This window comes from Rathayibacter sp. KR2-224 (assembly GCF_049446075.1).
Taxonomy (GTDB): domain Bacteria; phylum Actinomycetota; class Actinomycetes; order Actinomycetales; family Microbacteriaceae; genus Humibacter.
On record NZ_JBMSEB010000002.1, the window covers coordinates 312,777 to 333,053 of the forward strand.

A 20,277-nucleotide genomic window follows, 5' to 3' on the forward strand; every position below is an offset into this window, starting at 1 on the left:
AAGGCGGCATTGTATCGACGGCGGCTAGGTGACAAGCCTCCGTCACTTCCCGTCGCCTGCAGCCGAGGATGGGACGCCGCCTCCGTGAGGCCCGGTTTGCTCGGCCACTAGCCGGGCGAGCGCGATGCGATCCGGCTTGCCCGAGGCGAGATGGGGCATCCGGTCGACGGTGATCAGGAGTGCGGGGGCGGCGGCGTGGCCGAGTTCGGCCTGCACCGCGGCCCGGAGCTGGGCGAGATCGAACTGCGGGTGGCCGACGGCGACGACGGCTGGTACCTGACCCCATTCCTCGCTCGCCGCTGCGACCACGACCGCCTCGACGAGCCCTGGATGCCTGCGCACGGCACGCTCCACCGCGTCGAGTGACACCTTCTCCCCGCCGGAGATGATGACGTTGTCCGCCCTGCCGACGATGCTCACTCGGCCGTCGGGATCCACCGATCCGAGGTCGCCGGTTCGGTACCAGCGTGCGCCGTCTGCGGTGTGGAACGCGGCATGGGTTCGTTTCGTGTCGATGCGGCCGTCGGCATCCAGGTAGCCCTCGGCCAGCACGGGACCGGCGAGCTCGATCCGACCGTCTGCTTCGCGGGCACGGACCGTTCCGATCGGCACGCCGTCGTAGACGCATCCGCCGGCGGTCTCGCTCGATCCATACGTTCGTACGATTCGTAAGCCTGCGTCCAGCGCGCGTTGCCGCAACTCCGGCTGCAGCGCCTGCCCGCCGATGAGCAGCGCGTCGAAGCGACGAAGGACAGCCAGCACGTCCGGGTCGCCGTGAGCGGCGGCATCCATAGCGGCATCGAGCAGACGAGCAAGTTGCACGGGCACCAGCGAGGTGAAGCGCTGGTCGGAGTCGAGCGTCTCGGCGGCGGCGAAGAATGCTGCCGGGTCGAAGTGTCCGGGTGGAAGGATGACCGGCTCGGTTCCGGCCACGATCGAGCGCACCAGCACGTTGGCGCCGGCGATGTAGTGGGCGGGCAGCGCGAGCAGCCAGCGTGCGAGTCCCGGCTCCTGCCCCCCGATCGCACCCGCGGATGCCGCCGCGCTGGCCAGCAGAGCGTCCGCGCTGAGTGCCACCCGTTTCGGCGCGCCGGTGGAGCCCGACGTCTCGACGACGAGCGCCACGTTGCGCGGCACCGAGGCGGGGAGTCCCGCCGTAGCATCGGCATCCGTCGTCCCGGATCTCGGGCCGGGCTCATGCTGCCGAGGCAACACGGCGGGCCCGTCGCCGGTCAGCGCACGGCGCAGTGCCAGGTACACCGCGTGCGGCTCGCCTGCGTCGACGACGATCAGCGGGCGGCTCACCACTCCACGCTAGCCCGCTCCCCGGTTGCGCGTTGCAGTGCCGCTGTTACCGGAGCAGCAGCTTTCGGGCTCGCGCGCCGAGAACAGCAGCACTTCTGCTGTTCTCGGCCGCATCTGCTGTTTTCACTCGCGTCGAGTGTTTAACGGCGTCGAGTGCCGAACCGGACTGGCCGCGCGCTCAGTACTGCCAGGGAAACGGCGACCAGTCCGGTTCGCGTTTCTGCAAGAAGGCATCCCGGCCCTCGACCGCCTCATCGGTGCCGTACGCGAGCCGCGTGGCCTCGCCCGCGAACACCTGCTGGCCGACCAGGCCGTCGTCGACGGCATTGAACGCGTACTTGAGCATGCGGATGCTCGTGGGCGACTTGCCGAGGACGGTTCTGGCCCACTCGATCGCCGTCTTCTCGAGTTCCGCATGCGGAACGACCGCGTTCACGGCACCCATCTCGTAGGCGCGCTGCGCGGAGTACTCCTGGGCGAGGAAGAACACCTCGCGCGCGAACTTCTGCCCGATCTGCCTTGCGTAGTACGCACTCCCGTAACCGGCATCGAAGGAACCGACGTCGGCATCCGTCTGCTTGAACCTGCCATGCTCGGCGCTCGCGATGGTGAGGTCGCACACCGCATGCAGCGAGTGGCCGCCTCCGGCAGCCCAGCCAGGGACGACGGCGATCACGACCTTGGGCATGAATCGGATGAGCCGTTGCACCTCGAGGATGTGAAGGCGTCCTAGGGCCGCGCGCTGGGGCTGGGGGCGGAGGTCATTTCCGGCCTCCGCCGCGACGCCAGCGCTCGCGCCAGTCTCGGGCGCCGGTTCGTACTTGTACCCGTCGCGACCGCGGATGCGCTGGTCGCCTCCCGAGCAGAACGCCCAGCCGCCGTCTTTGGGGCTCGGGCCGTTGCCGGTGAGCAGTACGACGCCGACGCGCGGGTTCTGACGTGCGTCGTCGAGCGCGGCGTAGAGCTCGTCGACCGTGTGCGGACGGAACGCATTGCGCACCTCCGGCCGGTCGAAGGCGATGCGCGCGATGCGGCCATCGTTGGACAGGTGATAGGTGATGTCGGTGAAGCCCTGGTCGGCGGACCCACCTGCGGATGCCGGCGCCCACTGCCCCGCGTCGAACAGCTCCGAAACCTGCTGGTTCATGTACTCAACACTACGGAGTTGCGCGGCCCAGCCACTCCCTGGCCCCCACGACGAGCGCCTGCACGCCCGTCTCGAGCGTGGGATGGATGAGCGGCGCGAAGTGCGGCGAGTGGTTCGAGGGGATGCCAGCATCCGTCGTTCCGTTCGACAGTGCCGTCGTGAAGAGCTGCGGGTCCAGGCCACCGAGCAGCCAGAACACGATCGGCGCGCCGGCAGCCGTGGCGAGCGCGCTGACGTCTTCGCTGCCCGTCACGCGCCCGGGGTCGATGACCCTGTTCGACCCGAATGCAGATCGGAAGGCCTGCACCGTGCGCGCGGTGGCTTCCTCGTCGTTGTGCAGCACGGGGAACGATTCGGTGAGCTCCACATCGGGAAGCCGCTCGGCACCGGATGCCGCGGCCTCCGCCTCGGCGATGCGCCGGATGCCTGCGATGACACGGTCTCGCACGCCCGTGTCGTAGGTGCGCACGTTGATGCCGAGCGTGGCATCCGGGGGGATGATGTTGCTCTTGGTTCCTGCATGCATGGTGCCGACCGTGACGACGGCTGTCTCGCCGCCTGCGATCTCCCGAGACACGATGGTCTGCAGGCGCATCACGGTGGCAGCCGCCATCACGACGGGGTCGACGGTCGCCTCCGGTCGCGAACCGTGGCCACCCTCGCCGTGCAGCGTGAGGATGAAGCCGTCGGTGGCGGCGAATGCCGGACCCGCGTGGGCACCGACGACGCCGGCGGGAGCGGGCGCCACGTGCTGGCCGAGCACGATGTCCGGCTTGGGGAACTTGTCGTAGAGGCCGTCGCCGATCATCTCGACGGCGCCGGATCCAAGCTCCTCAGCCGGCTGGAACACGAACACGACGGTCCCTGCCCACTCATCCGTGCTACCGGCGAGCGCCTCCGCGGCGCCGAGCAGGCAGGCGACGTGCACGTCGTGACCGCACGCGTGCATGACCGGCACGTCGTTGCCGTCCGGATCGATGCCCCGCTCCCTGCTCGCATATTCGAGCCCGGTCTCCTCCTGCACGGGCAGGGCATCCATGTCGGCTCTCAAGAGCACCACCGGCCCCTCCCCGTTGGCGAGTACACCGACGACGCCGGTGCGGCCTACGCCTTCTGTCACCTCGATGCCCAGGTCTCGCATGCCATCCGCCGCGATCTTCGCCGTGCGATGCTCGCTGTACGACAGCTCCGGATGCTCGTGCAGATCCTTGTAGACGCGCTCCAGATCGATCGCCATGCCGTCGTGCCTCCCTGCTTCGATGTTCGCCTGCCACGCGTGCAGCCCTACTACCCGGTCTCCCCAGGCGGGCATGGCGCTGCGCTATCCACAGTCTGGAGCAAGCACCTGGCCCTGCGGCGTCATCAGCCGTACCGTCTGGTGGAACTTGCACCACCACACGGAGAGAATGGAGGCATGTTCGTGTCGGCCCAGACGCTTGCAACCCTGGCCAGCTTCGCAGCGGTGTTCCTCACGCTGGCGGGCGGCTTCGGCTGGATCGTGCGCCGCTCCGACACGCAGTTTCAACGGCTCGCAGACAAGATCGACGAACGAGCGCGGGTGCTCGACGCGAAGATCGATGAGCAGGGGCGACTGCTGAACGCCAAGATCGACGAACACGGGCGACTGCTCGACGCCAAGATCGACGAACACGGGCGACTGCTGAACGCCAAGATCGACGAACGAGGGCGGATCCTCGACGCCAAGATCGACGAGCAGACCCGGGCACTCAGCGCGAGGATGGACGCCCAAACGCACGAGCTCACCGAGGTCAAGATCGCCGTCGCGCGGCTGGAGGGCCCGCTTCCTCGCATCATCCCGGCACGCTGACACACTGGGAACATGCCCTCCCGCCACGCAGCGCTTCCCCCAGCCGACCTTCCACCGTTGGACGACCTGCTGGCGGATGCCCGCGTCGTAGCGCTGCCCATGGTCACGCGGTTCCGCGGCATCACCGTGCGCGAAGCCCTCGTGACGCAGGGTCCACGCGGGTGGACGGAGTTCTCGCCGTTCGTGGAGTACGACGATGACGAGGCATCCGCCTGGCTCGCCGCCGCCATCGACTTCGGCTGGGCCGACGATCCGGTTCCTCTGCGGGACTCGGTGGCAGTCAACGCGACGGTGCCGGCCGTTGCCGCAGGTGAGGCGGCATCCGTGCTCGCCCGCTATCCCGGTTGCCGGACCGCAAAGGTGAAGGTCGCCGAGCCGGGGCAACGGCTCGCCGACGACGTCGCCCGAGTGGCAGCTGTGCGCGACGTGCTCGGTGCCGAGGGCCGCATCCGTGTCGACGCCAATGCGCTGTGGAACGTGGACGAGGCCGAGCACGCCATCCACGCGCTCGCGCCGTTCGACCTGGAGTACGTCGAGCAGCCGTGCGCCTCCGTGGAGGAACTGGCGGAGGTTCGGCGCCGCGTGAAATACATGGGCATCCCGATCGCTGCAGACGAGAGCGTGCGCAAGGCATCAGATCCGCTCGCGGTTGCGCGGGCAGGGGCAGCGGATGTCCTGATCGTCAAGGCTCAGCCCCTCGGCGGCATCCGCTCTGCGCTGGAGATCATCCGTCTGGCCGGGCTGCCCGCCGTGGTGTCCAGCGCCATCGACACGTCTGTCGGGCTCTCCATGGGAGCGATGCTGGCGGCATCCGTTCCGCATCTCGAGTACGACTGCGGTCTTGGCACGGCGGCGATGCTGGCGGCGGATGTCACGCGCGAGCCGCTAACGCCCGTGGCCGGGCGCATCCCGGTGCGGCGCGTCGACGTCGACGATGCCCTCGTCGCCGAGCACGAAGCGGATGCCGACCGCCGCGATTGGTGGTTCACTCGCGTCGAGCGCTGCTACAGGCACCTGCAAGCCCGACCGAACCGCTGAGCGCACCCGAGGTCGTAACCCGGACTGTCGGGCGTGCCCCGATCATCGAGACTCGGCGCACACGACGGGCGTCGGCGCGCTCTGGGGTGTCGGCACGCTCAAGGCGGCGATCGCGCGGGCTTAGGACGTCAGGCCGCTGTACGAGTGCAGCCCGTGGAAGAACACGTTCACGACACCGAAGTTGAACATCACGGCACTGAACCCGATGATCGCCAACCACGCCGAGCGGGTGCCGCGCCAGCCGCGCGTCGCGCGAGCGTGGATGTATCCGGCGTAGATGACCCAGATGATGAACGTCCAGACCTCTTTGGTGTCCCAGCCCCAGTAGCGGCCCCACGCCTTCTCGGCCCAGATGGCGCCGGCGATGAGTGTGAACGTCCAGAAGATGAACCCGACGATGTTGATGCGGTACGCGAGGTTCTCGAGCGTGTCCGACTTCGGGAGCGTCGCGAGGAAGCGGAACTGGGTCGGCCTGTCCGCCGCCACCTGGTACTCGCGCCGCACCTGCAGAAGCTGCGCGGCCGACAGTGCGAAACCAAGCGCGAAGAACGCCGTGGCGAGGATCGCGACCAGAATGTGGATGACCAGCCAGTACGACTGCAGCGCGGGAGGCAGCGGCACGACCGGCACGTAGTAGCGGGTCGTGGCGATCATGAGGAGGATGCACACGAGCCCGAGCACGAACGTGCCGAGGTAGCGCAGGTCGAACCGCAGGTTCGCGAGCAGGAAGATGCCCACGATGACGAGCGTGCCCGTCATCGAGAACTCCCACATGTTCGCCCAGGGAACGCGCCCCGCGGCGATTCCACGGAAGACGTCGGCGAACAGGTGAAGTCCCCAGCCGATGATGGTGAGCACCATGGCAACGCGCAGGCTCTTCGACGTGATGCGGTCGCCGTGCACGTCGTCTTCGATGCGCAGGCTCAGCCGTGACAGCGACCCGAACCTCCGCGGACGATCGACGCCCTGGCCGTCACCCGCGACGACGGAGCCGGATGCCACGCCGCTCGAACCCGTGACGGTCCCGCCTGCGGATGCGGCGGCATCCGTCTGCACACCGCCCGCCTCGACGAACACGAGGTCCTCGGCGGGTGCGGTACGCCGCGACACGGCGCTGGGCACGGCCGCCGGAATCGTCGCCCTGGCGCTGCGGCGCGCCAGGTCGAGTGCGAACGCGATGAACGCGGCCGCGTAGAGGCCCATGGCCACGTAAATGAAGATCTGCGAGAGGGTGTCGAGCACGATGTGAAGAATCCTACGTCGTCTGTTGATTCGCCGAACCGGTGGAACGTCCGGTCAGCGCCGCTATGTGCCGTTCGACCATGGATGCCACGGCGTCGTCGAGGCGGGGATCCTCGCCCCGCGCGAGCCCTGCGTACTCCAGGCGCAGGGATCCGTCGTCTTGCGTCACGGCTTTCACCCAGAGCCGCCGTCTGGGCACGAACAGCGACGTGAGCAGTCCGCCGAGCACGAGCACTGCGAACAGCAGGACCCAGCCCTGGGTGGGGTCATGGTGGATGTCGAGGCTCGCGAACCGCTTGACGCCGTCGAACGTGACGCTGCCCAGACCGTTCGGCAGGTTCGCGGATTCACCCGGTTTGAGTTCGAGTCCTTTGGCCTTGGCGTTCGGCCCGGCGATCTCGGTCATCTTGTCGATGTCGAGCGCATACACCGACACGGGCACGCCCTTGTTGAGGCCCAGGTCACCTTGATAAACGGACAGGTCGAGCACCGGGTTGCGCGTGTCGGGGTAGGAGGACGCGAGAGCTCCGGAGGAGAGCTTGGTCGCCGTCGGGTAGAACAGGCCGATCATGCCCAGCTGCTGCTTCAAGCCGTCCGGCACCTTGATCACGCCCTGCGATGCCATGTTCTGGAACTGCTGAGGGAACGGGATGGCGTCGTGGAACACCTCTTTGCCGTCCGCGTCGCGCACCGTGACGACCGGCGCGTAACCGTTTCCGAGCAGGTAGACGTTCGTGCCGCCGATGGCGAGCGGGTCGTTGACCTTGATGATCCGCTGGCTGGTCTTGCCGTCCTGCGTAGCGGTCACCCGCGCCGTGTAATCGCTCGGGGCGCCGATCGCGTTCTTGTTGTCGGTGACGTACTTCACTGCGAGGCCGTTGAGCTCGAGCGAGTACGGCGTCAGCGCGCTCGTGTCGACGAAGCGCCCCGGGTTGAACGAGTCGTAGTTCACGAGCGTGTTGACGAAGCTCTGCCCGTCGACCACCACGCGCTGCCCGGTGTACCCGAACCCGCCGCCCACCCCGACCGCGACCAGGATTCCGACCAGCGCCGCGTGGAACACGATGTTGCCGGTCTCGCGCAGGTAGCCGCGCTCGGCCGACACCGAGGCATCCCTTGCCGTCTCGAAAACGACCGTTCGATATCCGGATGCCTTGAGCAGCTTCTGCGCGCTCGAAACGACCGCCTGCCGCGCAGCCACGGCGTCGGCCGCCGTCCCGTTGGAGGCAAACCCCTTCAGCACCCGCACGCGGAAGCCGGCCATGCGCTGCAGCCTCGCAGGCGTGCGAGGCGGCTTGGACCTCATCGCCTCGAGGTGGTGTGTGATGCGCGGCACGACGCACCCGATGAGCGAGACGAACAGCAGCAGGTAGATCGCCGAGAACCACACCGAGGTGTAGGTGTCGAAGACCTGCAGCTTGTCGAGGATCGGGTACAGCGCAGGATGGTCGAGCTTGTATTGCACGACGCCGTTCGGGTCGGACACGTGCTGCGGCACGAGCGACCCGGGCACGGCAGCAACGGCCAGCAGCAGGAGCAGGAACAGCGCGGTGCGCATGCTGGTGAGCTGTCGCCAGGTCCAGCGCAACCAGCCGACGAAGCCGAGCTTGGGCTGGGCGGGCTCGTCCGCATCCTTCGTGTCGACGTGTCCGGAAGGCCTGCTGTCGCGCCTGGCCTGTGCCCGGTTCTCGTCGGCGCCGGAGTCAGCCCCGGCCACTGCGTTCTCGGGTTCGGCGAGCGCCTCGGTGCCGGCGGCCTCGGCGCCGGTGAGTTCAGAGTGCTGTGCCAAAGCTCGGAATCACCCCCGCCAACGCGATGATCCACTGGTTCCAGATGCCGGAGACCATGAGGATGCCGATGGCGATGAGCAGCACGCCGCCCACGACGTTGATCGCCCTGATGTTCCGCCGCAGGAACGCAACGGCTCCGGATGCCCAACCCAGCCCGAGCGCGATGAGCACGAACGGCACGCCGAGGCCGAGCGCATAGAACAGCGCGAGCACCGCGCCCTGCCACGCCGACCCGCTCGAGTAGCTCATGGTGGTGATGGCAGCGAGCGTCGGGCCTGTGCACGGGCTCCAGCCGATGGCGAAGATGACGCCGAGCAGCGGAGCACCGGCGAGACCGGTGAGCGGACGCCACTGCGGCTTGAACGTGCGCTGCAGGAAGGTGAACTGGCCGACGAACACGAGCCCGAGCACGATGAGGATGAGGCCCGCGACGCGCGTGATGAGGTCGCGCCACTGGATCATCCAGAACCCGAGCGCGCCGAACACGAATCCGGTCAGCACGAACACCGCTGCGAAGCCCAGCACGAACAGTGCGACGCCGAGCACGAGACGGTTGCGGGCGGTGCGCTCTGGACGGGTGGCGGTCGCCGTACCCGCGCGCGTGCCTGCGGCGCCGGTGCCGCTGCTCGCGCCGACGGCTGCCGCGGCCGCCGATGTCTCGCCCGTGAACCCGCCGATGTAGGCGAGGTAGCCGGGAACGAGCGGCAGGATGCACGGCGAGGCGAACGAGATCACCCCGGCAAGCAGCGCAACGGGCACCGTCAGCAGCAGGGGTGCCGACAGCATGAAGTTTTCGACGCCGCCCATCACTCGCCCGTCACTTGCTCTCGGCGAGCGCCGAGTCGATCAGAGTGGTGAGCGTGGACGGCTGCGTGGCGATGTCACCGGCGATACGCGCGGCGACGCGGCCCTTCTTGTCGATCACGAACGTGGTCGGCGTTGCGTTCGGTCGCATGGATCCGCTGAAGGCGAGCTGTACCGCTCCCCCGTCCACGTCGAGGATCGACGGGTAGTTCACCTTGAACTCGGTGTCGAACGCTGTCGCCGTGGCGGCGGAGTCTCGTGTGTTGACCCCGACGAACGTGACGCCCTTCGTCTGGTACTCGCCGGCGATCTTCGTGAGGTCGGATGCCTCCGCGCGGCAGGGCGGGCATCCCGCGTACCAGAAGTTGACGACCAGCACCTGCCCGAGGGCGGACGTCGACGAGAACGTCGAGCCGTCCTGCGTGGTGCCGGAGAAGTGGATTGGCTTGCCGCGGTCGGCGGGCTTCACTTCGGTGACGCCGCTTGCGGCGGCGATGTAGTTCTTGTCGACACCCGACGTGTACTGCTTCGCCAGTTCGTCGTTGCTGCAGCCGGCCAGCAACGCGCCGACGGCGAGTGCAGCGGTCACGGCAGCGAGGAGGCGCCGGGGCGAGCCGATGTTGCGAACGGTGCTCACACCGCCCCCACGTCGGTCGAATCGGCTGCGAGGGCGGAAGCGGGGTCGGCGTATCCGACCTCGACGAACTGCCCTTCGCGGCGCTCGAAGCTCGTGATGCTGGAGAGCGAGCAGCGTCGTTCCCTCGGGTCGTGCATGAAACGCTCGCCGGCGACGGCGAGATGGGCGACCCAGATGGGCAGTTGGTGGCTCACGAGCACGACATCTGCGCCGCCGTCTCCGTCTTGCTCGGCAGCCAGGGACTCTGCCGTGTCGAAGGCATCGTGCATCGCTGCAAGCATGCGCTGCTCGATCGATCGGTACGCCTCGCCCCAACTCGGACGCAGCGGGTTGATGAGCCACGGCCAGTTGAGCGGGTTGCGCAGGGCGCGCGACATCACCGTGCCCTCGAAGCGATTGGCGCCTTCGATGAGGCGGGCATCCGTCTCGGTGGCGATTCCGTACGCCTCGGCGATAGGGGCGGCGGACTCCTGAGTGCGCTGCAGGGGCGACGCGATCACCGCCGCGACCGGGCGGTCGCGGGCGACGAGGTCGTCGGCAGCGGCCTGTGCCATCAGGCGGCCGAGTTCGGAGAGGTGGAAGCCGGACATCCTGCCGTACAGGATGCCCTCGGGATTGCGCACCTCGCCGTGACGCACGAGATGCACCTGGGAAGCCGCCACCCTGACAGTGTAGAGAGGCCCCCTTGGTGAATTCGCCGAGAGCAGTGGGCGACGGCCCGCACACCCGCCGGCTCGGCCGCCAGCTCGGCCGTCGGCTCCCCACCGGCCCGGCCGTGGGCTCGCCACCTTGCTCGCCACCAGCGACACGTTTTCAGGACATGGGACGCTCCACCGACATAGTGGGCGCGACGTTGCGCACGTCCTGAAATGGTGTTGCCGCGCCACCGAGACCACGGGCAACAGAGCTCCCGCGGCTCGCCTCAGTCGCCCATATCGGGGCGTCGCCCTCATGGGACTCCATCGGCTCGGCCAGGCGAGCGAGCTCGCCTGGCTCTCGCCTCAGTCGCCCATATCGCGGCGTCGCCCTCATGGGACTCCATCGGCTCGGCCAGGCGAGCGAGCTCGCCTGGCTCTCGCCTCAGTCGCCCATAGACTCTTGTGGTGACTTCCCGCGTACTCGTCAAGAACCTCGCCGCCCTTGAAGACGGCCCCGTCACCGTCTCCGGATGGGTCGAGACGGTGCGCGATCAGAAGAAGGTGCAGTTCGTGGTGCTGCGCGACGAATCGGGTGCGGTGCAGCTGGTGCACCCGCGGGCGGCGGCGCAGGCAACCGAGGTGGTCGAGGCATCCGGAGATGTGCCCGTCGGCGTGAGCGTGACGGATGACATCGCCGAGACGATCTCGTCGCTCACGCTCGGCTCCTTCGTCACCGTCACCGGACATTTGAAGCACGACGAGCGGGTGAAGCTCGGCGGCATCGAGGTGAAGATCGAATCCCTCAAGGTCGAGACGTACGCGCATCCTGAGCTGCCGATCGCGACGGACTCCAGCCTCGACAAGCGGCTGGACTGGCGGTTCATCGACCTGCGTCAGCCGCGCAACAACCTCATCTTCCGCGTGCAGACCACGCTCGAGCACGCGTGGCGCACGTGGTGGATCGACAACGGCTTCATCGAGGTGCACACGCCGACGTTCATGGCGACGCCGGCCGAGTCACGGGCCGAACTGTTCCAGCTCGAGTACTTCGAGCTCGGCACCGGCTATCTTGCGCAGAGCCCGCAGCACTTCAAGCAGATGGCCCAGGCCGCCGGATTCGGCAAGGTGTTCGCCATCACGCCGGTCTTCCGCGCCGACCCGTCGTTCACGTCGCGGCACGCGACCGAGTTCACCACGGTCGACGCCGAAATGAGCTGGATCGAGTCGCACGACGACGTCATCGCCATGCAGGAGCAACTGCTCGTCGCAGGGTTCACGGCCGTCAAGGAGAAGCACGGCGACGAGTTGCGCGAGGCGTTCGGCATCGAGGTCGAGGTGCCGTCCGTACCGTTCCCGCGCATCCCGCTCGCCGAGGCGCACGACATCCTGAAGCAGCGCGGCTACACCGTTCCCCGAGCCGACGGCGACCTCGACCCCGAGGGCGAGCGTCAGATCTCGGCCCACGTCAAGGAGACGTACGGTCACGACTTCGTGTTCCTGACCGACTACCCGCTGTCGATCCGGCCGTTCTACCACATGGTGGATGCCGAGTCCGGGCTCACGAAGAGCTACGACCTCATCTACAACGGCGTCGAGATCACGACCGGAGCCCAGCGCGAACACCGCATCGACGTGCTGGAGGCGCAAGCGCAGCAGAAGGGCCTCGACCTCGCAGGGCTCGAGTCGTACCTCGACTTCTTCCGGTACGGCATCCCACCCCACGGCGGTTTCGGCATGGGGCTCGCCCGCGTGCTGATGCTGCTGTTGGGCGAGCAGTCGATTCGCGAGACCACCTTCCTGTTCCGCGGCCCGACGCGACTCACGCCGTAGCGCCTACCCGACTGCGCCACTTTGCAGCAATTGCGCCATTTCGACGGGCGCAATTGCCGCAAGATGGCGCAATCGAGGGTTGGCGGAGTGCCCGCTGGACCCCGCGTCAGACCGTGAAGTCGACTCCCGCTCGGCCTTCGGTGTTGGCTCGCACGAAGGCGACCACCTCTTGGTGCACGGGATGCTCGATGTAGCGCTGCAAGGCATCCTCGTCGTCGAACTCCGACACGAGCACGACGTCGTAGTTGTCGGATGCCCCAGCGTTGTTCAGCCCCACCTCGAACGCCCGGATCACGTCGATCTGCGGAGGGAGGGAGAGCAGCCGGTCGCGGAACTCCGCCTTCAGCCGCTCACGCTCCGCCTCGGAGTCGCTCTTCACCTTCCAGGTCACCACGTGCCGAAGCGGCATGGGTCCGTCCTTCCGTCGATCACGAGTGTGCTGCGGCGTCAACCGCCGTCAGCAATGGAGCAGAGCTTGAATCGGAGGTCAGCCGGCGAGCCGCTCGCTCAGGGCGGCGGCGAGCCGGTCCTTGTCCACACGCCAGTAGGTGTGTTGCCTGCCGTCGATCAGCACGACAGGGATCTCCTCCACATAGCGGTCGAAAAGGTCGGGCTCGTCGAGTATCGAGCGTTCCTCGATGATGATGCGCGAGGAATCAGGCAGAGCAGCGGTCACCTGGCCGATGGCGTCCCTTGCGTCATCGCATAGGTGACAACCCGGCTTGCCGATGAGAGTGAGCTGCACGTTCGACACGGCTCTCAGCCTAGGACGCCTGACGCATCGTGACCTGCCGGCCGACGACCACATCCCGAAAAGGGGAGGCGCACAGGGGGCGCGAAAAGCGAAAGCGCCGGGCGTGCCCGGCGCTTGTTCGTGACGCTACTTCTTGTTGCGACGCTGGTGACGCGTCTTGCGAAGCAGCTTGCGGTGCTTCTTCTTCGCCATGCGCTTGCGGCGCTTCTTGATAACAGAACCCACAAAGACCTCACAAAAGTTTGCCGGCGTGCTGCGCGGGCGCGCGGCAGCACGGTCGCCCAGTCTACCATCCGGTGGGCCCGGCCCCTCGCGTATGCCGACAGCTCAGCGACGTCGCTTGGGTCGCACCCTGTCGACGACGCTCGTGACACGGTGGCTCGTGTCGGCGAACACCTTGCCGACCTGCTCCGCGAACTCCTTGGTCTCGTCCTTCAAACCGGCGACCACGGCGCCGACGTCGATGTCGTCGATGTCGAATCCGCCGCTCACGAACGGCATGAGCCAGTCCTCGATCTCCTCGAGCGGCTTCACATCGATGCGGTAGTAGCGGTGCTGCCCCTCTTCGCGCACGGTCACCAGTCCCGCTTCGCGCAGTACCTTGAGATGCTTCGAGACGGTCGGCTGGCTCAACTCGAGTTCGCCGACGATCTGCGACACGCTGACCTCGCCGCTGTCTGAGCCCTCCGACGCCTCCAGCAGCACGCGAAGGATGTCGCGCCGTGTGGCATCCGCGACGATGTCAAAGATGTCCGGCATCCCCCAAGGCTACTTGCCGGATGCCCACGGCACCATGCCCTCTCCGGCATACGTTCCCGAAGCGGCATGTTCGGCAGATCCGACGCCGTCCGGTGCACGCCCGGCGATGCTGTGGGCGGCGCGGGTGGAGCGCAGCATGCTCGCGATAGCATCGAGCGCGCTAGCAGACTCGCAGGAAGGCGGCCGATGCGGGCTACGGCACAGGCATCCAGGCACCTCGTTCCGACCAGCTGGTGGGGACGCATTCAGCTGAGGATCAACGAGTTCGCCGGCTCGAGCCCTTCACGGTTCGCCATCGGGGTGTTCGCCCTGCTCATCGTGCTGTTCACACTGCTCTTCACACTTCCCATCTCGACCGCCGGTCCGTCGGCGACGCCGCTCGCCGACGCGTTCTTCACTGCGGTTTCGGTCGTGTGCGTCACGGGGCTCTCCACCGTCGACATGGCGACTCACTGGTCGGGCTTCGGCCATGTGGTCATCTACTTCGGCGTGCAGATCGGAGGCATCGGCGTGCTGACGCTCGCGTCGATCCTCGGCATGGTCATCTCGCGCAAGCTCGGACTGCGCGCCAAGCTCATCGCGGCGAGCGACAGCAATCCGTTGCGAGCACACGCGGGTCCGGTCGCCGAGGGCCAGGCGATCGGCCTCGGCGAGATCGGCAACCTGCTCCGCACTGTGGCACTCAGCGCCGTGCTCATCGAGTTCGTGGTGGCGTTCGCACTCTTTCCGAGGATGCTCGTGCACGGCTTCTCGCTCTACGACAGCGCCCTGAACTCCCTCTACTACTCGGCCATGGCCTTCACCAACACCGGATTCACGCCCAACGAGTCCGGCCTGACCCCGTTCGCCGGCGACTACTTCTTCCTCACCGCGCTCATGCTCGGCGTGATCGCCGGCGCAATCGGCTTTCCCGTGATCTTCGCCATCGCCCAGAACCTGCGCCCCAAGGTGAGACGCAGGCTCTGGACCCTGCACGTCAGGCTCACGCTCGTCACCTTCGGCTTGCTGCTGCTGGCCGGATGGCTGCTCTACTTCGTGCTCGAGGCGGGCAATCCGAACACGCTGGCACCTCGCGGAGCCGGAGACGCCGTGTTCCAGTCGCTCTTCATGTCGGTCATGGCACGGTCTGGCGGGTTCTCGGTCGTGAACATCGATCAGTTGCACCACTCATCGCTGCTCGTGACCGACATGCTCATGTTCGTGGGAGGCGGGTCGGCGTCGACCGCCGGGGGCATCAAGGTCACGACCCTTGCGGTGCTGTTCCTCGCCGCACTGGCCGAAGCACGTGGCGTGGACTCCATGGAGGCCTTCAGGCGACGCATCCCCACCGACGTGCTGAGGGTGGCGGTGAGCGTCGTGTTGTGGGGTGCGACGATCGTCGCCGTGGCGACTGTGACGGTGCTGGCGATCACGAAGGACTCGCTAGACCACGTGCTCTTCGACGTGATCAGCGCGTTCGCCACCTGTGGCCTGTCCACCGGACTGACGCAGGATGCCCCAACACCGGCCGTCTACGTGCTCGCCTTCACGATGTTCCTCGGACGCGTGGGCACCGTCACACTCGCCGCCGCGCTCGCACAGTCGCAGCGCGGGCAGTACTACCAGCATCCGGAAGAGAGGCCCATCGTTGGTTGACCGCATCAGACACGACGCCCCAGTTCTCGTGATCGGCCTCGGCCGGTTCGGTGCCGCGACGGCAGGACAGCTCGACCGGCTCGACCGTGAGGTGCTCGCCGTCGACACCGACGCGGCCCTCGTTCAGAAGTGGTCGGAGCGCATCACGCACACCGTGCAGGCGGATGCCCGATCGATCGAGGCGCTGCGCCAGATCGGGGCACAGGACTTCTCCATCGCGGTGGTCGCCACGGGGTCGTCGATCGAGGCATCCGTACTCATCACGGCCAACCTCGTCGACCTCGGCATTCCGCAGATCTGGGCCAAGGCGATCTCGAAGTCGCACGGCACGATCCTCGAGCGCATCGGTGCGAACCACGTCATCTACCCGGAGGCCGAGGCGGGCGAACGCATCGCGCACCTGCTCTCCGGACGCATGCTCGACTTCATCGAGTTCGACGACGACTTCGTGCTCGTGAAGATGTACCCGCCGAAGATGCTGCGCGGCATCACGCTCACCCAGTCGCAAGTGCGGCGCAAGTACGACATCACCGTGGTGGGCGTGAAGGCGCCGGGCAAGCCGTTCACGTATGCGACCGGAGACACGACGGTCTCCGACCACGACCTCATCATCGTGTCGGGGGCGAGTTCCGACGTCGAGCGTTTCGCCGCCCTCGAGTAGCGGCGCGGGGCGCCCCACCGCGGGTTGAGTAGCGCCGGAAGACGCCCACCGGGGGTTGAGTAGCGCCGAAGGCGCGTATCGAACCCCCCCAACGCCCCGTACAACGGCGGGGCTTCGATACGCGTCGCCTGCGGCGGCGCTACTCAGCCAGCGGTAAGGCGTCAGCCGGCGGCGAGCTCTCGAGCGCGCGCCAGCGCGGCGTCGGTCGCACGGTCGAAGACCGACTTGAGGTCGGCATCCTGCAGCACTGCGATCGCCCGCTCGGTCGTGCCCTTCGGGCTGGTGACCTGGATGCGCAGCTCGGTGGGCGTGGCATCCGATGCCTCGAGCAGTGCGGCGGCCCCCACGAACGTGCCGTTCACGAGCTCGGCGGCCTGCTCAGGGCTGAATCCCTTGTCCACCGCGGTGGCCGTCAGCTGTTCGATGAGCAAGTACACATAGGCGGGACCCGACCCGGAAATCGTGCTGAGGGCATCCAGCTGCGACTCGGGCACCTCGACAACGGTGCCGACCGTCTCGAACAGGCTGCGCACGAGTGAAAGCTGCTCCTGCGTGGAACGCGCGCCCGCGCTCAGCCCGGTCACTGCCTTGCCGACGAGTGCGGGTGTGTTCGGCATCGTGCGAACGACGCCGACGGACTCAGGCAGCAGCTCCTCGAAGCGCGCAAGCGGAACGCCTGCCGCCACGCTCACGACGATCCCGTCGGGTGAAAGCGCATCCGCGATCTCGCCCAGCAGATCGGGCACCATGGCCGGCTTGACCGCGACGAGCACGATGCCTGCGCCGGACACCGCCGTTCGGTTCGCCTCAGGGTCTTCCTCGGTGGCGAGCGCGATGACGCCGTCTTTGTGCCCGAGGGATGCCGCCCGTTCCGTGCTCCTGTTCGTCACGACGATGCCGCCTTCGACCTGCACTCCGGGCTTGAGCAGTCCGCTCAGGATGGCCCGGCCCATCGAGCCGGCCCCCAGGATCGCGATCTTCGGCAGCTTCACGACGGTCTCGCTCATGCCGACCAGCGTAGGCCGTCGGCGTGAGCGAGATCGCGGCCCGGCGTTGCCGTGCGCACGGCCGCCGCCCGGTGGCATCCTTACCGGGCGGCGGCGGCCTGAGGTGCTCAGACGGTGGCGGCGCCCGTCATGATTGCCACGGCGTCGGTCATGCTGTGCGACTCGGGCGTGATCGTCGCCGCACGTTTGCCGAGGCGCTGGATGTGGATGCGGTCGGCCACCTCGAACACGTGGGGCATGTTGTGGCTGATCAGGATGACCGGCACCCCGTTGTCGCGCAGCCGCCTGACGAGCTGCAGCACCTGGTTCGATTCCCGCACGCCCAGCGCGGCGGTGGGCTCGTCGAGCACCACGACCTTCGAGCCGAACGCGGCTGCGCGAGCGACGGCTACGGCCTGCCGCTGACCGCCTGAGAGGTTCTCGACGGCGACGGCCACGTCTTGAAGCGTCGAGATGCCCAGCTCGTTGAGCTGAGCACGCGCCCGCTGCCGCATGCCCTTGGTGTCCATGACGCGGAAGACCGAGCCCAGAAAGCCCTTCTTGCGTTCCTCCCTGCCCAGATAGAGGTTGGATGCCACGTCGAGCGCCGGCGAGACAGCGAGCGACTGGTAGACGGTCTCGATTCCCGCATCACGGGCATCCTGCGGCCGGCGGAAGTGCACCTGCTTGCCACCAAGGAAGATCTCGCCCTCGTCTGGGATCTCCGCGCCGGTGAGGCACTTGATCAGGGTGGACTTGCCTGCGCCGTTGTCGCCGATCACGGCCAGCACCTCGCCCTGGTACAGCTCGAGACTGACACCGTCGAGCCCGACCACGTGTCCGAAGGTCTTGACCAAGCGCTTCGCCTGAAGAATCGGGGTGCGGGTTTCGGTCTGCGCCGAAGCTGTCGTGGTCATTTGCGTGCCCTTCTGATCCACTGGTCGATGGCGACCGCGACGATGACGAGCACGCCGACGGCGAGCGTCTGGTAGAGAACGTCGAGTCCGGCGAGCGCGAGCCCGTTGCGGAAGACGCCGACGATGAGGGCACCGAGAAGCGTGCCCCAGATCGTGCCACGGCCTCCGAACAGGCTCGTGCCACCGATCACCACGGCGGTGATCGAGTCGAGGTTCACGTCGGCTGCCGCGTTCGGGCTTGCCGCGAACGACCGCCCGATCTGCACCCAGGCGCCGAGCGCGAGGATGGCGCCTGCCGCGATATACACGCTGAGCAGGAGCGCGTTGACTCGCACGCCAGTCAGCCGCGCCGCCTCGCGGTCGTCGCCGACGGCGTACACGTGGCGTCCCCATGCGGTGCGGCCAAGGATGAACGCCACGATGACGTACAGCGCGAGCATGAGCACGACGCCGTAGGTGATGTCGACGCCGAGCACGCGGAACGTGTCGCCCGTCCATGTGACGATGTCCGGCATCTGGTTGCCCTGCACCGTGGAGCCGTTCGACACCAGGAGCGTGAGCGCCGTGAAGATGCTGAGGGTGCCCAACGTGACGATGAACGGCGGCAGCTTCAGCCGCGTGACGAGCAAGCCGTTCAAGGCACCTGCCGCCAGTCCCGCGATGAGGCCGGCCAGCAGGGCGAGCCACGGCGGGAATCCGTGCGAAGCCGAGAGCTGGCCGATCACCATGGACGCGAAGACCATGATCGCCCCGACCGACAGGTCGATGCCAGCGGTGAGGATGACGAGCGTCTGTGCGACGCCCAGGGTTCCGATGACAGCGACCTGCTGGGTGATGAGGGAGAGGTTCGCGGGGGCGAGGAAGCGGTCGTTGATGACCCCGAACACGATGATGGCGATCACCAGCACGACCGCGGGGCTGATGGCTGGGTAGCGGTGCAGGGCTCCCCGGACGACGGACATCGGAGTCCTCCGCCTGATGAACTCCTGCGCCAGATCGAGCTGAGACGTCGGGACCGGATCGGCACCGGTCGTGGTGGCTTGCTGACTCACGGTATTACTCCTGAACTTCGTCGTTTCCCGGGTGGGCAGGTGCGCTCGCACCCGCCCACCCGTCGGTGAGCATCGGTCACTTGCCCCAGCAGAGCTTGCTGCCCTGGCTCGAGTCGATGCTCTTCAGGCCCGCGACCGCCTGGTCGGTGATGAGTTGGGAGCCCGTGTTGTGGAAGTCGAGACCGGCACTGGTGCTCGCCTTCTTGCCCGTCTTGGCGAGCTTGACGATGGCCTCCATGCCCTCGGTCGCCATCTTCGACGGGTACTGCTGGCTCGTTGCGCCCAGGATGCCCTGCTTGACGTAGCCGACGCCCGTGCATCCGCCGTCGATCCCGACCAGCAGGACGCCGTCGGTCTTGCCTGCCGCCTTCAGCGCCTGGTACGCACCGTATGCCGCCGGCTCGTTGATGGCGTAGACGACGTTCACATTCGGGGTCTTCGAGAGGATGGTCTCCATCGCGGTGCGACCGCCGTCTTCGGCGCCTTGGGATGGCTGGTGACCTGCGATCTGGTAGTCGCCGCCCTTGCCACCCGTGTACTTGCCGGAAGGCGCTTCGCTTCCGTTCTTGTTCTTGTCGGGAACCTTGATGCCCATCCCGGTCAAGAAACCGGTGTCGCGCTCGTAGTCCACCGTGATGTTCTGGGTGGCATTCAGGTCGACCATGGCCATCACGGCCTTCTTGCCGTCGAGCTTGGCCGCCGTCCACTTTCCGATGGCCTCACCTGCTGCGAAGTTGTCGGTGGCATAGGTGATATCGACGGTGTTCGCGGGGTCGGGCGCGGTGTCGAGCGCGATCACGTAGAGGCCGGCCTTGCGGGCCTTCGCGATCTCGTTGTTCACGGCAGGACCGTTGGGCGTGATGAGGATGCCCTTGTCACCCCGCGAGATCGAGTTCTCGATCGCCTGGATCTGGGTGTCGGTGTCGCCGTCCTCCTTGCCTGCGGCAAGGGTGAGGGCGACGCCGTCTTTCGCGGCGGCCTGCTTCGCCGCTTGCTCCATGGAGACGAAGTACGGGTTGCTCGTGGTCTTCACGATGAGCGAGACCCCGACCTTGTCGTTCGAGCCCGACCCCGAGCTGGAACATGCCGCGAGACCCACCATGGCCATCGCGGCGACCGATCCGAGCGCCACGGCCCGCGTGACTCGTGATCGTGCTGTGTGATTCGACATTGAATGTTCATCCTCCTCGATGAGGGCGCGCTGCCCATGACAACGGTGTCAATACCCATGCTTAGCCCATTCATCCTGTAAGG

At 67.3% G+C, this 20,277-nt stretch carries 22 protein-coding genes; 5 read left to right on the forward strand and 17 right to left on the reverse strand.

What is annotated here, in order from left to right:
- Positions 1-42: 42 nt before the first annotated feature.
- The 3 genes from ACO2Q7_RS13880 to ACO2Q7_RS13890 form a co-directional block, all read right to left on the reverse strand.
- Positions 43-1,305: an AMP-binding protein gene (locus ACO2Q7_RS13880; protein ID WP_423356295.1), complete on the reverse strand. Its 1,263-nt coding sequence runs from the start codon at positions 1,303-1,305 to the stop codon at positions 43-45.
- A 178-nt stretch (positions 1,306-1,483) separates the two neighbouring features.
- Positions 1,484-2,452 carry a 1,4-dihydroxy-2-naphthoyl-CoA synthase gene (locus ACO2Q7_RS13885; protein WP_423356296.1) on the reverse strand — a complete coding sequence of 323 codons (969 nt, stop codon included), beginning with the start codon at positions 2,450-2,452 and terminating at the stop codon, positions 1,484-1,486.
- A gap of 10 nt (positions 2,453-2,462) precedes the next feature.
- Positions 2,463-3,689, reverse strand: coding sequence for an amidohydrolase (locus ACO2Q7_RS13890; RefSeq protein ID WP_423356507.1), 1,227 nt, complete (start codon positions 3,687-3,689; stop codon positions 2,463-2,465).
- Between the two features lie 177 nt (positions 3,690-3,866).
- Between ACO2Q7_RS13890 and ACO2Q7_RS13895 the strand changes: the two genes are divergently transcribed.
- Entirely contained in the window at positions 3,867-4,280 is a 414-nt protein-coding gene (locus tag ACO2Q7_RS13895) for a hypothetical protein (RefSeq protein WP_423356297.1), read from the forward strand.
- Between the two features lie 12 nt (positions 4,281-4,292).
- The gene (locus ACO2Q7_RS13900) at positions 4,293-5,318 is read left to right on the forward strand and encodes an o-succinylbenzoate synthase (protein WP_423356298.1); all 1,026 of its coding nucleotides are present in this window, start codon (positions 4,293-4,295) and stop codon (positions 5,316-5,318) included.
- 120 nt (positions 5,319-5,438) lie between these two features.
- On the opposite strand, the gene ccsB is transcribed toward ACO2Q7_RS13900, so the two are convergent.
- The 5 genes from ccsB to ACO2Q7_RS13925 are packed head-to-tail and all read right to left on the reverse strand — an operon-like array spanning position 5,439 to position 10,453.
- The gene (gene ccsB, locus ACO2Q7_RS13905; RefSeq protein WP_423356508.1) at positions 5,439-6,521 is read right to left on the reverse strand and encodes a c-type cytochrome biogenesis protein CcsB; all 1,083 of its coding nucleotides are present in this window, start codon (positions 6,519-6,521) and stop codon (positions 5,439-5,441) included.
- A 52-nt stretch (positions 6,522-6,573) separates the two neighbouring features.
- A complete protein-coding gene (gene resB, locus ACO2Q7_RS13910; RefSeq protein ID WP_423356509.1) occupies positions 6,574-8,277 on the reverse strand; it encodes a cytochrome c biogenesis protein ResB in 1,704 nt (567 codons plus the stop codon).
- Between the two features lie 55 nt (positions 8,278-8,332).
- Entirely contained in the window at positions 8,333-9,157 is an 825-nt protein-coding gene (locus ACO2Q7_RS13915; RefSeq protein WP_423356299.1) for a cytochrome c biogenesis CcdA family protein, read from the reverse strand.
- Between the two features lie 10 nt (positions 9,158-9,167).
- Positions 9,168-9,791, reverse strand: coding sequence for a TlpA family protein disulfide reductase (locus tag ACO2Q7_RS13920; protein ID WP_423356300.1), 624 nt, complete (start codon positions 9,789-9,791; stop codon positions 9,168-9,170).
- A complete protein-coding gene (locus tag ACO2Q7_RS13925) occupies positions 9,788-10,453 on the reverse strand; it encodes a histidine phosphatase family protein (RefSeq protein ID WP_423356301.1) in 666 nt (221 codons plus the stop codon). The genes ACO2Q7_RS13920 and ACO2Q7_RS13925 overlap by 4 nt, the downstream gene beginning before the upstream one ends.
- Before the next feature lie 441 nt (positions 10,454-10,894).
- Here ACO2Q7_RS13925 and aspS point away from each other — a divergent pair, with 441 nt between their 5' ends.
- Positions 10,895-12,259 carry an aspartate--tRNA(Asn) ligase gene (aspS, locus tag ACO2Q7_RS13930; RefSeq protein ID WP_423356302.1) on the forward strand — a complete coding sequence of 455 codons (1,365 nt, stop codon included), beginning with the start codon at positions 10,895-10,897 and terminating at the stop codon, positions 12,257-12,259.
- 106 nt (positions 12,260-12,365) lie between these two features.
- On the opposite strand, the gene ACO2Q7_RS13935 is transcribed toward aspS, so the two are convergent.
- From ACO2Q7_RS13935 to ACO2Q7_RS13955, 5 genes are all read right to left on the reverse strand, one after another.
- A complete protein-coding gene (locus ACO2Q7_RS13935) occupies positions 12,366-12,668 on the reverse strand; it encodes a Dabb family protein (protein WP_423356303.1) in 303 nt (100 codons plus the stop codon).
- A 78-nt stretch (positions 12,669-12,746) separates the two neighbouring features.
- Positions 12,747-13,013 (reverse strand): glutaredoxin family protein, encoded by a 267-nt coding sequence (locus tag ACO2Q7_RS13940; RefSeq protein WP_423356304.1) that lies wholly within the window; start codon positions 13,011-13,013, stop codon positions 12,747-12,749.
- Positions 13,014-13,139: 126 nt separating this feature from the next.
- A complete protein-coding gene (locus tag ACO2Q7_RS13945) occupies positions 13,140-13,238 on the reverse strand; it encodes a 30S ribosomal protein bS22 (protein WP_003792170.1) in 99 nt (32 codons plus the stop codon).
- A gap of 102 nt (positions 13,239-13,340) precedes the next feature.
- A complete protein-coding gene (locus ACO2Q7_RS13950; RefSeq protein WP_423356305.1) occupies positions 13,341-13,772 on the reverse strand; it encodes an ArsR/SmtB family transcription factor in 432 nt (143 codons plus the stop codon).
- Between the two features lie 9 nt (positions 13,773-13,781).
- Entirely contained in the window at positions 13,782-13,910 is a 129-nt protein-coding gene (locus ACO2Q7_RS13955) for a hypothetical protein (RefSeq protein ID WP_423356306.1), read from the reverse strand.
- 48 nt (positions 13,911-13,958) lie between these two features.
- Between ACO2Q7_RS13955 and ACO2Q7_RS13960 the strand changes: the two genes are divergently transcribed.
- Positions 13,959-15,407 (forward strand): TrkH family potassium uptake protein, encoded by a 1,449-nt coding sequence (locus tag ACO2Q7_RS13960; RefSeq protein ID WP_423356307.1) that lies wholly within the window; start codon positions 13,959-13,961, stop codon positions 15,405-15,407.
- Positions 15,400-16,068 (forward strand): potassium channel family protein, encoded by a 669-nt coding sequence (locus ACO2Q7_RS13965; RefSeq protein ID WP_423356308.1) that lies wholly within the window; start codon positions 15,400-15,402, stop codon positions 16,066-16,068. Before ACO2Q7_RS13960 ends, ACO2Q7_RS13965 begins: the two co-directional genes overlap by 8 nt.
- 161 nt (positions 16,069-16,229) lie before the next feature.
- On the opposite strand, the gene proC is transcribed toward ACO2Q7_RS13965, so the two are convergent.
- The 4 genes from proC to ACO2Q7_RS13985 all read right to left on the reverse strand — a co-directional run bounded on the left by proC (position 16,230) and on the right by ACO2Q7_RS13985 (position 20,194).
- Positions 16,230-17,075: a pyrroline-5-carboxylate reductase gene (gene proC, locus ACO2Q7_RS13970; RefSeq protein WP_423356309.1), complete on the reverse strand. Its 846-nt coding sequence runs from the start codon at positions 17,073-17,075 to the stop codon at positions 16,230-16,232.
- A gap of 107 nt (positions 17,076-17,182) precedes the next feature.
- Positions 17,183-17,971, reverse strand: a complete 789-nt coding sequence (locus ACO2Q7_RS13975) for an ATP-binding cassette domain-containing protein (protein WP_423356310.1) — start codon at positions 17,969-17,971, stop codon at positions 17,183-17,185.
- Entirely contained in the window at positions 17,968-19,023 is a 1,056-nt protein-coding gene (locus ACO2Q7_RS13980; protein WP_423356311.1) for an ABC transporter permease, read from the reverse strand. Before ACO2Q7_RS13980 ends, ACO2Q7_RS13975 begins: the two co-directional genes overlap by 4 nt.
- A 76-nt stretch (positions 19,024-19,099) precedes the next feature.
- A complete protein-coding gene (locus ACO2Q7_RS13985) occupies positions 19,100-20,194 on the reverse strand; it encodes a substrate-binding domain-containing protein (RefSeq protein WP_423356312.1) in 1,095 nt (364 codons plus the stop codon).
- Between the last annotated feature and the right edge of the window lie 83 nt (positions 20,195-20,277).

Bases quoted from the DNA above. Each gene is read 5' to 3' on its own strand.
- ACO2Q7_RS13975 (WP_423356310.1), bottom strand. From the start codon at position 17,971: ATGACCACGACAGCTTCGGCGCAGACCGAAACCCGCACCCCGATTCTT.
- ACO2Q7_RS13915 (WP_423356299.1), bottom strand. From the start codon at position 9,157: ATGGGCGGCGTCGAAAACTTCATGCTGTCGGCACCCCTGCTGCTGACG.
- ACO2Q7_RS13890 (WP_423356507.1), bottom strand. From the start codon at position 3,689: ATGGCGATCGATCTGGAGCGCGTCTACAAGGATCTGCACGAGCATCCG.
- ACO2Q7_RS13955 (WP_423356306.1), bottom strand. From the start codon at position 13,910: ATGCTGCGCTCCACCCGCGCCGCCCACAGCATCGCCGGGCGTGCACCG.
- ACO2Q7_RS13935 (WP_423356303.1), bottom strand. From the start codon at position 12,668: ATGCCGCTTCGGCACGTGGTGACCTGGAAGGTGAAGAGCGACTCCGAG.
- ACO2Q7_RS13895 (WP_423356297.1), top strand. From the start codon at position 3,867: ATGTTCGTGTCGGCCCAGACGCTTGCAACCCTGGCCAGCTTCGCAGCG.
- ccsB (WP_423356508.1), bottom strand. From the start codon at position 6,521: ATGGGCCTCTACGCGGCCGCGTTCATCGCGTTCGCACTCGACCTGGCG.
- ACO2Q7_RS13900 (WP_423356298.1), top strand. From the start codon at position 4,293: ATGCCCTCCCGCCACGCAGCGCTTCCCCCAGCCGACCTTCCACCGTTG.
- ACO2Q7_RS13950 (WP_423356305.1), bottom strand. From the start codon at position 13,772: ATGCCGGACATCTTTGACATCGTCGCGGATGCCACACGGCGCGACATC.
- proC (WP_423356309.1), bottom strand. From the start codon at position 17,075: ATGAGCGAGACCGTCGTGAAGCTGCCGAAGATCGCGATCCTGGGGGCC.
- ACO2Q7_RS13960 (WP_423356307.1), top strand. From the start codon at position 13,959: ATGCGGGCTACGGCACAGGCATCCAGGCACCTCGTTCCGACCAGCTGG.
- ACO2Q7_RS13885 (WP_423356296.1), bottom strand. From the start codon at position 2,452: ATGAACCAGCAGGTTTCGGAGCTGTTCGACGCGGGGCAGTGGGCGCCG.
- ACO2Q7_RS13985 (WP_423356312.1), bottom strand. From the start codon at position 20,194: ATGTCGAATCACACAGCACGATCACGAGTCACGCGGGCCGTGGCGCTC.